The sequence below is a fragment of the Flavobacterium sp. W22_SRS_FK3 genome, from assembly GCF_052113665.1.
Lineage (GTDB): Bacteria > Bacteroidota > Bacteroidia > Flavobacteriales > Flavobacteriaceae > Flavobacterium.
Genome location: NZ_JBGQOF010000001.1, coordinates 204,241 through 217,803, shown reverse-complemented (window position 1 = coordinate 217,803; position 13,563 = coordinate 204,241). Strand labels below are relative to the sequence as shown.

General features: G+C 31.9%; 18 protein-coding genes. 10 read left to right on the top strand and 8 right to left on the bottom strand.

Features of this window, described 5'->3' with window-relative positions:
* The first annotated feature begins 115 nt into the window (after window positions 1-115).
* The 3 genes from ACEN2I_RS01010 to ACEN2I_RS01000 are packed head-to-tail and all read left to right on the top strand — an operon-like array spanning window position 116 to window position 2,924.
* The gene (locus ACEN2I_RS01010) at window positions 116-1,546 is read left to right on the top strand and encodes a CCA tRNA nucleotidyltransferase (protein WP_441764255.1); all 1,431 of its coding nucleotides are present in this window, start codon (window positions 116-118) and stop codon (window positions 1,544-1,546) included.
* On the top strand, window positions 1,546-1,902 hold the full coding sequence (locus tag ACEN2I_RS01005) for a hypothetical protein (protein WP_441764254.1): 357 nt from the start codon (window positions 1,546-1,548) through the stop codon (window positions 1,900-1,902). The genes ACEN2I_RS01010 and ACEN2I_RS01005 overlap by 1 nt, the downstream gene beginning before the upstream one ends.
* Complete coding sequence (locus ACEN2I_RS01000) at window positions 1,899-2,924, top strand: COX15/CtaA family protein (protein WP_441764253.1); 1,026 nt, start codon at window positions 1,899-1,901, stop codon at window positions 2,922-2,924. The genes ACEN2I_RS01005 and ACEN2I_RS01000 overlap by 4 nt, the downstream gene beginning before the upstream one ends.
* Here ACEN2I_RS01000 and ACEN2I_RS00995 read toward each other — a convergent pair.
* The 8 genes from ACEN2I_RS00995 to ACEN2I_RS00960 all read right to left on the bottom strand — a co-directional run bounded on the left by ACEN2I_RS00995 (window position 2,905) and on the right by ACEN2I_RS00960 (window position 9,402).
* Window positions 2,905-3,672, bottom strand: coding sequence for a LytR/AlgR family response regulator transcription factor (locus tag ACEN2I_RS00995; RefSeq protein WP_441764252.1), 768 nt, complete (start codon window positions 3,670-3,672; stop codon window positions 2,905-2,907). The genes ACEN2I_RS01000 and ACEN2I_RS00995 overlap by 20 nt on opposite strands.
* Window positions 3,673-3,697: 25 nt before the next feature.
* Window positions 3,698-4,066 (bottom strand): 2TM domain-containing protein, encoded by a 369-nt coding sequence (locus ACEN2I_RS00990; protein WP_441764251.1) that lies wholly within the window; start codon window positions 4,064-4,066, stop codon window positions 3,698-3,700.
* A 15-nt stretch (window positions 4,067-4,081) separates the two neighbouring features.
* Window positions 4,082-4,387: a 2TM domain-containing protein gene (locus ACEN2I_RS00985; protein WP_441764250.1), complete on the bottom strand. Its 306-nt coding sequence runs from the start codon at window positions 4,385-4,387 to the stop codon at window positions 4,082-4,084.
* A gap of 2 nt (window positions 4,388-4,389) precedes the next feature.
* Complete coding sequence (locus ACEN2I_RS00980; RefSeq protein WP_441764249.1) at window positions 4,390-4,719, bottom strand: 2TM domain-containing protein; 330 nt, start codon at window positions 4,717-4,719, stop codon at window positions 4,390-4,392.
* Between the two features lie 2 nt (window positions 4,720-4,721).
* Window positions 4,722-5,024 (bottom strand): 2TM domain-containing protein, encoded by a 303-nt coding sequence (locus ACEN2I_RS00975; RefSeq protein ID WP_441764248.1) that lies wholly within the window; start codon window positions 5,022-5,024, stop codon window positions 4,722-4,724.
* Window positions 5,025-5,026: 2 nt separating this feature from the next.
* On the bottom strand, window positions 5,027-6,385 hold the full coding sequence (locus tag ACEN2I_RS00970) for a 2TM domain-containing protein (RefSeq protein WP_441764247.1): 1,359 nt from the start codon (window positions 6,383-6,385) through the stop codon (window positions 5,027-5,029).
* Between the two features lie 23 nt (window positions 6,386-6,408).
* Window positions 6,409-7,032: a hypothetical protein gene (locus ACEN2I_RS00965; protein ID WP_441764246.1), complete on the bottom strand. Its 624-nt coding sequence runs from the start codon at window positions 7,030-7,032 to the stop codon at window positions 6,409-6,411.
* A gap of 210 nt (window positions 7,033-7,242) precedes the next feature.
* Window positions 7,243-9,402 carry a TonB-dependent receptor gene (locus tag ACEN2I_RS00960; RefSeq protein ID WP_441764245.1) on the bottom strand — a complete coding sequence of 720 codons (2,160 nt, stop codon included), beginning with the start codon at window positions 9,400-9,402 and terminating at the stop codon, window positions 7,243-7,245.
* Window positions 9,403-9,542: 140 nt separating this feature from the next.
* On the opposite strand from ACEN2I_RS00960, the gene ACEN2I_RS00955 reads away from it, so the two are divergent.
* Genes ACEN2I_RS00955 through gloA2 form a run of 7 tightly spaced genes read left to right on the top strand, consistent with a single transcriptional unit; the run spans window position 9,543 to window position 13,509 of the window.
* Window positions 9,543-10,001, top strand: a complete 459-nt coding sequence (locus ACEN2I_RS00955) for a DinB family protein (RefSeq protein WP_441764244.1) — start codon at window positions 9,543-9,545, stop codon at window positions 9,999-10,001.
* A gap of 30 nt (window positions 10,002-10,031) precedes the next feature.
* Window positions 10,032-10,505 (top strand): hypothetical protein, encoded by a 474-nt coding sequence (locus tag ACEN2I_RS00950; protein WP_441764243.1) that lies wholly within the window; start codon window positions 10,032-10,034, stop codon window positions 10,503-10,505.
* A 48-nt stretch (window positions 10,506-10,553) separates the two neighbouring features.
* Window positions 10,554-10,805 carry a hypothetical protein gene (locus ACEN2I_RS00945; RefSeq protein WP_441764242.1) on the top strand — a complete coding sequence of 84 codons (252 nt, stop codon included), beginning with the start codon at window positions 10,554-10,556 and terminating at the stop codon, window positions 10,803-10,805.
* Between the two features lie 11 nt (window positions 10,806-10,816).
* Window positions 10,817-11,011, top strand: coding sequence for a hypothetical protein (locus tag ACEN2I_RS00940; protein ID WP_441764241.1), 195 nt, complete (start codon window positions 10,817-10,819; stop codon window positions 11,009-11,011).
* 35 nt (window positions 11,012-11,046) lie between these two features.
* Window positions 11,047-12,528, top strand: coding sequence for a hypothetical protein (locus ACEN2I_RS00935; protein WP_441764240.1), 1,482 nt, complete (start codon window positions 11,047-11,049; stop codon window positions 12,526-12,528).
* 16 nt (window positions 12,529-12,544) lie between these two features.
* Window positions 12,545-13,120 carry a sugar O-acetyltransferase gene (locus tag ACEN2I_RS00930; protein ID WP_441764239.1) on the top strand — a complete coding sequence of 192 codons (576 nt, stop codon included), beginning with the start codon at window positions 12,545-12,547 and terminating at the stop codon, window positions 13,118-13,120.
* Window positions 13,120-13,509 carry an SMU1112c/YaeR family gloxylase I-like metalloprotein gene (gene gloA2, locus ACEN2I_RS00925; protein ID WP_441764238.1) on the top strand — a complete coding sequence of 130 codons (390 nt, stop codon included), beginning with the start codon at window positions 13,120-13,122 and terminating at the stop codon, window positions 13,507-13,509. The genes ACEN2I_RS00930 and gloA2 overlap by 1 nt, the downstream gene beginning before the upstream one ends.
* Window positions 13,510-13,563: the final 54 nt, after the last annotated feature.

The following is a 13,563-nucleotide window of genomic DNA, read 5'->3' as shown; positions in this document are numbered from 1 at the left end:
GAATTTCTATAAAAAAGTGATCGTTACATTATAAAAGGCATTTTCTATGTTGTAAATTTGCAGACGTTTTATTCTCTTCAAGAAAAGAATGTAATACTTAAAAATTCGTGAATTCGTGGCTATACAAACAAATTACAAAACAGCTTTACAACACAAAATCTTTGGCATAATTTCGCAGGCATCTCAGGAACTAAACGTTGACAGTTATGTTATTGGTGGTTTTGTTCGTGATTTACTTTTAACCCGAGGATCAAAAAAAGACATTGATGTAGTGGCCGTTGGAAGCGGTATCGAATTGGCTTTAAAAGTTTCTGAATTGCTTCCAAAAAAACCTAAAGTACAGGTTTTTAAAACGTACGGAACGGCAATGCTCCGTTTTGAAGACACTGATATTGAATTTGTTGGTGCCAGAAAAGAATCTTATAATTTTGAAAGTCGAAATCCTATTGTTGAAAACGGAACTCTGGAAGATGATCAAAACCGTCGTGATTTTACGATCAATGCTTTGGCTTTATCATTAAATAAAAAAACTTTCGGAGATCTTTCGGATCCTTTTAACGGATTGGCGGATCTTGAAAACAAAACTATAAAAACGCCTTTAGACGCAAATATCACATATTCTGATGATCCTTTGCGAATGTTACGAGCCATTCGTTTTGCCAATCAATTAGGTTTTGAAATTGAGAAAAATTCTCTTAATGCTATAACCAAAAACGCAGAGAGAATTAAAATTATTTCGGGCGAAAGAATTGTCGATGAATTGAACAAAATCCTTTCTACTGATAAACCTTCTGTTGGATTTTTACTTTTATATCAAACAGGACTTTTAGATATTATTCTTCCAGAATTAACAGCTTTAAATCAGGTAGAAGAAATTGAAGGTCATACACATAAAAACAACTTTTATCACACTTTAGAAGTCGTCGATAATATTTCCCCACATACAGACGATGTCTGGTTACGTTGGTCGGCATTATTACATGATATTGGGAAAGCGCCAACAAAACGTTTCAACAAAAAACAAGGCTGGACATTTCACGGACATGAATTTTTAGGCGGAAAAATGGCTAAAAAAATATTCGAACGTTTACACATGCCATTAAATCATAAAATGAAATTTGTACAAAAAATGGTGATTATGAGTTCGCGTCCAATTGTTTTGGCTGAAGATATAGTGACCGACAGTGCAGTGCGTCGTTTAGTTTTTGATGCAGGAGAAGATGTTGAAAATTTAATGACATTATGCGAAGCCGATATCACAACGAAAAACCCATCGAAATTCAAAAAATATCACAAAAACTTTGAAGTTGTCCGTAGAAAAATTGTTGAAGTTGAAGAACGCGATCATGTACGTAATTTTCAACCGCCCATTTCCGGCGAAGAAATTATGGAGATGTTCGATTTAAAACCTTCAAGAGAAATTGGAATTTTAAAAGAAGCTGTAAAAGAAGCAATTTTAGAAGGCGATATTCCAAATGAATATCAGGCTGCTTATGATTTTGTAATTAAAAGAGCTGAAAAGTTAAATTTAAAACTTAAAAAATAATGGATGCATTAGGGGTGCTTTTTTTTTCTGTATTTTTTGGAACAATGGCATTTACTTATTTTTTCTTTTTAAAAAAACTAAAAGCTAAAGGTGAAATCAAAAAAATCAAAATCAAATTTATAGTTGCTCTAATTTGCATTCTTACTCCTATCATAATAATACTAATTTATTTTTGTTTTGAATTTTATTTTATTGGAGACCTTTTAAATTTCAAAATAAAGAACAATTACCTAACGCGCATTACAAGAACAACTATAATATTTAGTGCAAATAGCCTTATAAACTTCTATTTATTAAATTTCTACCTAATAAAAATTAGCAAAGAAAACGAAATCGAATTAATCGGAACAGAATGAAAAAAAACTTCCCTACAATCGCAAAAACAGCATTAGTTTTAGTTTATTTAGTAATTATTGCAGGAGCTTTGGTTCGTATGACAGGTTCTGGAATGGGCTGCCCTGATTGGCCAAAATGTTTTGGGTATTACATTCCTCCAACAGATTTGAGAGAATTAACCTGGGAACAAAACCGTACTTTTGAAAAGGGACAAGTAATCATTAAAAATGAAATACTTTTAGTGGCAAAAGATAATTTTACTACTGAAGCTTCTTTTGATGTTACGCACTGGGAAAAATATACAAAACATGATTATGCTATTTTTAACCCTTTACATACCTGGATTGAATATATCAACAGATTGTGTGGGGCCTTAGCAGGAATGGCGTGTTTTTTCATGGCAATTGCTTCCTTTAGATTTTGGAAACAAAACAAAAAAATCACTTTACTCTCCTGGTTAGTCGTTTTTATGATGGGCTTTCAGGCATGGTTGGGTGCAAAAGTGGTTTATTCGGTATTAAACCCAATAAAAATAACTGTTCATATGGTTATGGCTTTGGTAATTGTTGCTGTAATTTTATACATTATTCAATTAGCCAGACCGAAATTAGTTACAGTAAGATATGATTCTACTTTCAGAAATGTACTTTTATTTTCGCTTTTACTTACTTTAATTCAGGTAGCAATTGGAACACAAGTACGCCAGTTTGTAGATGAACAGGTAAAAAATGGTTTGACGGCCAGTATTCTTTGGCTACAAAATCCGTCAGTTATTTTTTACGTTCACCGTTCATTCTCTATTTTAGTCCTTTTGATAAATTTATACTTGTATATTAGAAACACCAAATTTGGCTTAGGTTTTTCAAAAATAAACTGGGTGCTTTCCATTATCGTAATCGAAATTTTCACTGGAATTGCAATGGCGTATTTTGATTTCCCAATAGGAAGTCAGGCGATACATTTGGTAATGGCTTCTGTATTATTCGGAATTCAGTTTTATATGATTTTGGAGGCTAAGAAATCTAGCCCAGCCAACTCTTAAAATCCTGAACTTTTTCTCGGCTTACAATAACCTCATCTTCTTTATAAGTTGGCAAAACAACTTTAAGTCGTGAATTGGTGTAGACCTGAATTTCCTTAATTGCCTGAAGCGGCACAATGAATTTTCTGCTTACCCTGTAGAAATCTTTCATATCTAATTCCTGCTCCAGAATCTCTAAAGTCGAATCGATTAAATAGTTTCGATTGTCGAAAGTATGAATATAAGTTCCTTTGTTTTCACTAAAAAAACATTCGATTTCATCAGTTGTGATCACTTTTAAATGCTGTCCGATTTTAACCGTAAATCGCTTTTTATAATTCTTTTCAAAAGGGTTCGACAGTATTCTGCGTATTTGTTCAAAATCAAGCTGCAGATTTTGACTGTCTGGATTTGACTTTGGCAAACGTGTTTTGAATTTAGCAACTGCTACTTCCAAATCATCCTCATCAATTGGCTTTAATAGATAATCTATACTATTAAGTTTAAATGCTTTTAAAGCATATTCATCATAAGCGGTTGTAAAAATAATAGCACTTTTGATGTCTATTTTCTCAAAAATTTCGAACGATAAACCGTCAGATAATTGGATATCCAAAAATATCAAATCAGGATGTTCATTGTTAGTAAACCAAACTACAGATTCTTCTACAGAATGTAACATGGTTTCTACGGCAATTTCTAGCTTTTCAAGCTTTCTCTGCAATAATCTTGCTGCCGGTTTTTCGTCTTCTATAATTAATGTGGTCATTTATTGATTGAAAAAAAAATTAAAATTACTCCCATTTGTTGGTATTTGAAGTTTTCTTATCCATGTATTTTTGGATTTTTTTTTGCTCCCAATCTTCGTTGAAAAATAAATCAGGTCCAAATACTGTAAATGCGTGAATCCCTAAAGCTATTCCCCAATAAAATGCTGTTGAATATGTATGCCAGTCAAACAATCTGCTATCGTAAATATTATGTCCGAAAAAATCTCTGTTTAAGTTTGAAACAATAATAATGATATTTACAATAATGTATACTTTTAAATGTGAGTAAAAACCTTTAATCTTTTTTACTTTTCTGTATGCTGCGTTGTAACTTTCGTCTGTACTAAATTCTTGTCTGTATTCTCCGTACATATGTCTTCTAAATCTTCCCATTTTATATTGATTTAATTATTGCCATTTATTTTTATTTTCTTTCTCTTTTTCCATCAGTTCTTTTATTTTTCTTTCTTCCCACTCCTTTCCAAGAACCGGAAATATTTCAAAAACCTTTAAACCATGAAAAAGAACACCTGCTCCCCACCACATTAAAGGCCAATAAAACCATAAATGATGTGGTGTTGTGTATAAATTAATAAAAATTAAAACAATATTTACACCAATATAAGAAGTTAAATTACTGTAAAATCCCTTTATATTTTCGACTTTCTTTTTTGCAAGGTAATATTTGTCCTCTTCGTTATAATTTATTTCCATGATTACTCCCATTTATATGTTGTTGCTTTTTTTTCTAAAATACTTTTCATTTTACGCGCTTCCCATTTTTCATCAAAAATTTTGTAAGACACAAACAAATCAATTGCAGAAAATAAAAATACACTTGACCAGATTAACATTACTACACAGTTTATGTATTGTATTGGAAAGAAATTTAAGGGCGCTCCAAAGTATTCTTTCAAAACATATACAATTAATCCAATCGCATATATAAAGGCGTGGGAATAAAAGGATTTTAATTTCGTTGCTTTTTTACTAAATATCTCCTCAAACTCGATTTTTTCTCTGGCTTTGTTACAATTTCTTTCCATAATTATTTCCAGTTTTGCCTATTTTTTTCTTTTTCCAAAATTTCTTTGATTTTTCGTTCCTCCCACTCCTTATTAAAAAATGGTGAAACTCCAAAAGCCTTCAATCCGTGTGCAATTACACCAATTCCCCAACCCAGTATGCACCAAATAAACCATAAATATTCTGGCGAAGTCATTAAATTTATAACAATAAGTATTATCGTTACGAGAATAAAAACGGTTAAATGCTGGTAAAAATCTTTCATCTCTTTAACCTTTTTCTGAGCCTGCTGATAGCGCCTTTCTTCATTATATTCTGGTTTCATGATTATTTCCAGTTTTGTTTATTATTCTCTTTTTCCAGGATTTCCCTGATTTTTCTTTCTTCCCAATCAGAACTGTAACCAAACACTTTAAAAGCATGCATTACTACTCCAAATCCCCAGCCTAAAGCCGAAAACCAAAACCACTGAAATCCAGGAGAATACCTCAAATTTATAAAAATCAAGAACGGTATCACACAACAATACGAAATTACGTTTGCATAAAATCCTTTTAATTCTTCTACTCTTTTTTTAGCTCTGAAATAAGCTTTGTTTTCATCACTATAGTCTGCAGTTGTTTCCATTACTGATATTTGTTTTGTTAAAATCGGAATCTTAACTGTGAATGTTTTTTCATTTTGTTCAATTAATACTTTTCTGTTGGTTACAATTGCGTATCGATTTACTATATTTTGTAATCCAACTCCTTGCCTGTCCTGCAAAACTTCTTTCTTCTGAAAATCATTTTGAATTGCCAAACAATCTCCATCAACAAAAATTCGAATATGTAAAGGCTTTTGCTCACTTACTACATTATGTTTTACTGTATTTTCAAGTAAAAGCTGCAACGATAACGGAACCACTTTGGCCTCCGGATTTATATCTGTTGTGGGCAATTCGTAAAACAAACTATTTTCGAAACGCATTTTAAGCAGATTCATGTAGGTTTTAGCGAAAGACAATTCATCTTCTACCGAAACCAGTTCTTTGTCTTTTTGTTCCAAAACATAGCGATAAATTTTAGACAAAGAAGTGGTAAATCGCTGTGCATTATCCGGATTTTCTTCGATCAAGGAACTTAGAACATTAAGGCTGTTAAAAAGAAAATGCGGATCGATTTGATTTTTTAAACTTTCGAATTTAGCGTTGGCCGTGCCCGCGATAATTTTTTGCTGTGTGATTTCAAATTTTGATGCCTGTTTCCACTTTACCATAAAGCTTCTGGCTTGCATAAAAGTTGAGACACCAAGAGATAAAATGATATAAAAAAGATGCACCCAAATCATTCTTTCTCCAAAAAAAACGGCTAAAGTTACATCTTGTAAAACAACAAATATGAAATAATTTATCCCTAAAACTATCGGAATAGTGTACAAAACAGTTACTAGAATTCCGTAATAAACTCTAAGATTTGTTTGCTCCAGCCAATCCCATCTTCTATCTAAGAGCACATTAATAAATCCATTTCCAAAACCAAGACCAAAAGAATAAAGGCAACTAACAAAAAAAGTAACTAAGACATTTTTAATAGTTAAATCTTCTCCTAAAAGTGCTATAAATATTATAGCAAAAATCATAGATATCTTAAACGAGACAATTGTTCCGCTTTTTAAACTTGCATATACATATCTCTGATCTTTCATTTCTTTCCTGGCTTAAATTAGTTTTATTTTTTGCAATTTTTTTGTGCTTCCAAAGCTCTTTCTAATCCCCATTTTGGTGAAAAAGGCGTTTCAGGTTTAAAAGTAGCAAAAAGTTCGACAGCTTTATCAACCTGCACACAAAGTGGTTTTGTATCCACACCTGTCCATTTTGCTCCTCCTAACTGATAATCAGCTTCGCCAAAAACGGCTCTTGGATTATTTGGATCTATAGCTTTTGCTTTCGCATAAGATTCCATCACTTTAGCCGAATATTTCATCCCGTTTGTCATTGGATCAGCAACTACATAACCTGTATATATTAAAGCCTGTAGAACATGTAATTCTGCGTTGTTTTGATCTTTGATTAATTCGATATCTAAAGCGTCCTGAGCTTTTGTCAACAATAAATCGATTTTAGTTTTGTCTTTCTCCGTAAAAACTGATGTTGTATTGATTAGTGCAACATAATAATTTGGCAAATAACTGGTTTTGTCTGCTGCTGCAATTCTTTCAAACATTGCCGAAGCTTCAGCATTTTTTCCTTCTTTCCAAAGCCCGAAAGCTTTTCCCATTCCTTGTTCAAATTGTGTTTGTGCAGATAATAAACTGCAGATAAATAACGTGGTAATTGTAATAATTTTGGTCATGATTTCTTTTTTTTTAGTTATTATTTTTTTGATGATTGAAACTCTAATTAATTTATACTTCAAAAGTATATTGGTTTTCGCTGTTTTAAAATTAAATGATACTGAATTGTTGAATTTGATGACTGAATTGTTCTTTTCTGAGGTTATGAGATTCTGAGTCGCTAAGCTTCTAAGTTTTTTCTTAGCAACTCAGAATCTTAGCATCTTTTTTTACAAATTTTTCAACTGATTATCATTCTTATTTTTACTAATCGTCCAGAAAAACCCTACGAAGAAAAATCGGTCTGCTGTTGGCACAACAGCCTGGCTATTATAAATTCCGTTTGCATCCGGCAATTTTGCATAATCATATCCAAACACGTTTTGACTTCCTAATACATTTGAAACCGAGAAATATAGGATTTTTTGTGTCGTCAATAAATATGCCCAGTTGAAACTTAAACTGTTATATGATTTTGTTTTTCCGTTCATAAACTGTGTTTGGTTTGGATCGTTGTACGGACGTCCCGAACTGTAACTGTTTGTGAAACCAATTTGCGATTTCCAGTCGGTTATAAAATATTTCGTTACAATTGATAAGTTGTGATTCGCAATAAAATTGGGTGTCGCCATTGTTGGAAAATTCTTGTACTGTCTTTCTGAATCGATATACGAGTAAGAAATCCAATATTCTAAATTTTTATACAAATTACTGTCTCTCCAAAACAGATCCAAACCTTTTGCATATCCCGAACCGTTATTATTGAAAACCGAATTGTATTGAATATCTTTTGTATCATACTGAACTAAATTGCTGTAATCTTTATAGTAAGCTTCAGCCCTAAAAGTCTGACCCGGTTTTGTAAATTGATAGTTTAAGATATAATGTTTGGCTTTTTCGCTTTCGAATTGATGGTATTTTGAATATTTAATATAATCAACCACAGGTGTTTGTGTGAAATCTCCGTAAGCAAAAGAAAACTGACTGTTTTTTGAAACTTTGTAAGCTAATGAAGCTCTTGGTGCAATATTCGTTTCGTTAAGCAAACTATTATTCGAAAGCCTGAAACCTACTTTTGCTGCGAAATTTTTCGAAAATAAAATATCGCCTTCGGTGTAAAAAGCAGCAATATTTGAATCGTAGCCATTTTCAACTTTTATAGAAGCATTATCGTCAAAGTTTTCATTGAATTTCGTAATGAAATAATCGGCTCCAAAAGACAATTTAAAATAATCAGAAACATTTTTTCTTAATTTTAGTTTCAATTGCGCTGCGTTTTCATCATTATCAACATCATTTACATCATACTCAATTTTGTTTATACTGTATCCATAACTAATTCCTGAGGTTAATTGCCAGCCTGTTCCAATAGTGCCTTTATAAGATGCATTCAAATAGAAATTATTATTGTTTAAATCGGTTCTGATTTTGTCTTCGAAATTCACGTTTTTCTGATTCAGATCGAATTTCTCTGAATCAAAAGCAGCATATAATTTGAATATTCCATTGGTAAAATGATAACGATAAACCGTTTCTCCAGATAAAGACTGATATGGGCTATTCCAATCTACATTTTGCGGAATCACAGCCTGGTAAGGTGCCAGATTGATGTAAGCCGTATTGACACTCAGGGAACTTTTTTTCCATTTCTGTGTATTTCCCAAGCCTAAACCAACTGTCATTAAAGCAATATCGGTTTTGTTCATATCCGGTTCGTCCTGGGTGTTCAGCAATAAAACACTTGACAAAGCCTCGCCATATTCTGCTGAGTAACCTCCGGTTGAAAACGCAATTCCGCTGAATAAAAAAGGAGAAAATCTTCCTCTTGTTGGCAAATTATTGGTTGTTGCACCATACGGCTGAGCCACACGAATTCCGTCAACAAAAGTCTGCGTTTCACTGGCTTCACCTCCACGAACAAACAAACGTCCGTCTTCGCCAACAGTTTGTGTTCCCGGCAAAGTCTGTAAGGCAGCAATAATATTTCCGGCAGAACCGGCAGTGGTTACAATATCTAAAGGTTTTAAAACTGAAACTCTTGCTTTATCACCGGATTCTAAAGTTCCGGCAGTAATTACAACTGCATCAAGTGCATTTACATTTTCTCTCAGCTTTACGCTCTGATCTTTAAAATTCGTTACATCAATTTCTTTTTTGAAGGTGTCGTAAATTAAAAAACTCACTATTAAAAATTGATTTCCGGTTGCAGTGGTTTCAAAAGAAAATTCTCCCGTTTCAGAACTTGTGGCACCATCGTAAGTTCCGTCAATGTAAATGTTGGCACCCGGAACCGGTTTTCCTTTTTCGTTAACCACTTTTCCTGAAATAGTGTTTTGAGCAAAGATGAAAGATGTTAGTAATAATAAAATTATAGTAAAATTGGTTTTCATGATATTGTTGGTTTTTGATGAAGCAAATGTATTTTAACAGTTCTTGTTAAAAAAAATTAAATAACCGAATTGTAGAATTTCAAGGATGAGTTGTAAAATACTTATTTGTATCTTAGCTAACCGTTTTAAAACTATCGATTATGTCAGAAAGCAAAAGAATTTCGAATCTATATCAGTCCATTTACAATGGAAATCCGTGGCTTGAAGTCACTTTGGCAAATACTCTAAATGAGATAACTGCAGAGCAGGCTTACAAAAAAGCACATCCTAATCTCAATACGATTTGGGAAATTGTCAATCATCTTATCCAATGGAGAAGAAATATTTTAAAACGTGTTCAGGGAGAAGTAATCACAACTCCTGACCATAATTATTTCGTACCTGTTTTAGATCCATCTGAAGCAGCCTGGGAACAATCGCTTCAAAGTCTGGCAAAATCACAAGAATCGTGGAATGCTTTTTTTGAAAGTTTTGATGATGCTGATTTAGCAAAAATATATGTTAACAACGATCATACGTATTACGAACATATTCACGGAATTATTCAGCACGATGTTTATCACTTGGGTCAGATTGTTATTTTGAAGAAACTGCTTTAAAATTCGTGAAACATAATCAAAAACAAATAAATGATTAATGATCAATTAGATTATAGATTATTAAAGATTAAGAATGGAAAACCATTTTTTGCAATAATAAATCTTGAAATTAGTACAAACTATAATCAAAATGAAATTATAGAAGAATATACAGGTGAAGGCTGGATTAGAATAGGCGATATTGAGAATGTTCCTGCAAAAGACATAGAAGGTAAAATAGGTTATAAAGATTGGAAAGAAGCTGTAATAAAAGGATTAGAATTTGTTCTTTCAAAAACTAATCAAAAATGGACCGTGAAAATAAAAAAAATAGAAGGCAGAATTGCAACTGATACGAATCCAACTATTGTAGGTTATGCCACTATTTTAGCTTTCTGTAAACAAACTAATCTAGAATTAGATTTAGACTTAAATAGTAAAATTGAAAATTTCGCATTTAATAGTTGGGAAAATAAAAATTACGAAAAAATTCCAAACTTTATAAACTTAAATTATGAGCTATAAATATTTTGGTAATTATATTACGCAAATTATTCTCTAAAAATATTTCACATGAAAAAATCAACACTATTGATTCTTTTCTCATTTCTGAGTGCAATTGGATTTTCACAGGAAACTGAAGCAAAATATGACGAAGAACTAGCTAAATCATTAAATGCAGACGAATACGGAATGAAAAAATATGTGTTTTGTCTTTTAAAAACAGGCATTAACACTACTGCTTCAAAAGAAGAAACCAAAAAAATATTTGAAGGCCATATGGAGAATATTAATAAATTGGCGCAGAAGGAAAATTGGTTGTAGCCGGACCTTTCATGAAAAACGATCGGAATTACAGAGGTATTTATATCTTTAATGTAGCAACTATTGAAGAAGCAAAAGCACTCGTAGCAACAGATCCGGCAATAAAAGCAAATTTATTGGAAGCAGAATTAATCCCTTGGTATGCAACCGCAGCTTTGCAGGAAACATTGAAAATTCATGAAAAAATTACTAAAAAGAAGTTGTAAATCTAATTTAAAAAACTCTTCCTAACTTACATTAAATGAATAAATCTGTCGTCAAATTTTCATTCCTTTTATCACTTTTAGTTGTTTTTATATCTTTTGGTTGTGTTAAAAAAAATAATTCTGAAACATCAAAATTATCTAAAAAAACAATCGCTATAGTTAGGCGAATAGAAAAAATTAATGTTCTGATGGGGTCTGCAGTCTATTCGTCGGGAACAAGACCAAAACAATATGAAAATTTCGAAGAATTAAAAAAGAATGCATCAATAGAAGAATTGAAAGCTCTTACTAATCATGCAAACGGTGTTGTAAGATGTTATGCGTTCTGGGCGTTATCAGATTATAAAGAAGCTGATTTATTTTCAATTGTAAAAGAGCATATCACGGATGACACACGAATAGAGGCTCTATTTGGTTGTATAAAGTCTCAAGAAAAAGTTGGTGATTTTTTTATCAATGTAGTTACTCCTGAACATGTTGACATTGATGTGAAAAAATTGAATGAAAAAGAATTCGCAACACTTGATAGTCTTTTAATTTATAAAGAAAACAATCTGGACTCAAGATTTAGAGCCATCGAAAATGCACCTCCTACAGAGTTTCTTTATCCAAAAGTCCGGGAACTAGTAATAAAAAAAAATATTCAAACTGCCTTAGTTACATTAGCAAAATATAAAAAAGAGAGTGACATAAAACTGATTTTAAAAAACAATGACAGTGACAACAGTTATTTCTATACTTACAAAGCAATTCAAAAGTTTCCAGATCCAAGCTTTTTTCCACTCCTTGAAAAAAACTTAAATCTAACTTTAAATGATGATCATTATGATGGCGAATGGTTACAATTGTACACAGCAATTACTACCTATAAAAATCAGAAGTCATTAGAATTATTAAAAATTCCATTTACAAAAATCAAACATCAAGACATTAAAAAATATCACATACATTTTGTTTATGAAGCAATTTTAGCAAATAAATCTAAAATTTATGATGATTTATTATGGAAAATATGGGAAGAAGAAAGCCTTATTACCATGGAAGGTTTTAAATATCTATTAGAATTAAATAAATCTAAAACTTACGAATTAACTAAAAAAAATTTAATCGAAAATTATCAAACTAAAAATTCAGAAACTATTTTGAAAAGTAATGATAATATGATAAGTGAAAGTTTAGATGAGACAATGTTAAACTTCATTCTTCTAAATGATAAACCTATTGCTTATAGTATAATCATAAATAAAATTGCTAATACAGATGTAAATGACTTTGAAATGTATTGTCGTAAAGTTTTAGAATTAAAAGAGAAATTCTTTATTGAAACCCTTTTTAAAAGAATGCTAAAAGACGATAATCCTCATGTTTATTTGCAAATTACAGAAACATTAATTTCTTTTAAAGATATTAGTATCAATAAAAGAATTCTTGAAACTAGAAAGACAAATAAAAGCATGAATGAAGGCTGGGGAAGCGAGTCTTTAGAGAAAATTCTAAAAGAAAATAGTATTAAGTAATAGATTAAAATATAGAATGAGGACAGAAAAAGAAAAAATGATTGCCGGAGAATACTATATTGCGGGCGATCCTGTTTTAGTAAAAGAACGAAGAAAAGCCAAGAATTTATTACACCGCCTGAACGTAACCGAGTATCGTTTGACGAAAAAAGCCAAAGAAATTTTGGCCGAATTAATTCCGAATACAGGCAAGAGTTTTTATGTTGAACCTCCTTTTCATTGTGACTATGGCTACAATATTACTTGTGGTGACAATGTTTATTTTAATGTCAATTGTGTTGTTTTGGACTGCGCACCTGTAAACATAGGCTCCAATGTGTTTTTTGCTCCAAATGTTCAAGTTTATACCGCAACGCATCCGCTTGACGCAGAATTAAGAAAAACACTCGAAAATGCTTTACCTATTTCTATTGGAGACGATTGCTGGATTGGTGGAAATTCTGTTATTTGCCCGGGCGTAACTATCGGAAAAGGCTGCGTTATTGGTGCCGGATCTGTTGTAACAAAAGATATTCCGGACAATTCATTGGCCGTTGGAAACCCTGCTAAGGTAATTCGCAAATTAAACCAGAAAACTCAACAAAGCTCATAATGCTTACCTTAAACAAAATTCACCATATTGCTATTTTATGCTCTGATTATCAAAAATCCAAAACTTTCTATACCGAAGTTTTGGGATTAACTATTGTTAGGGAAATCTATCGCGAAGAACGTCAGTCTTATAAACTTGATCTGGCCTTGAACGGCACTTATATCGTTGAATTATTTTCTTTCCCAAATCCGCCAAAAAGACCATCAAGACCGGAAGCTGTCGGTTTGCGTCATTTGGCTTTTGAAGTTACAAATTTAGATGAAACGATTTCTTTTTTAAATACAAAAAATGTAACATCTGAACCTATAAGAATTGATGAAACTACCGAAAAAAGATTCACTTTTATCGCTGATCCTGATGACTTGCCGATTGAGTTTTATGAACAATAGTCTATCAGCTGATACGATTACTTATGAGATATTTCATCGCTATGCTAAGAAAAA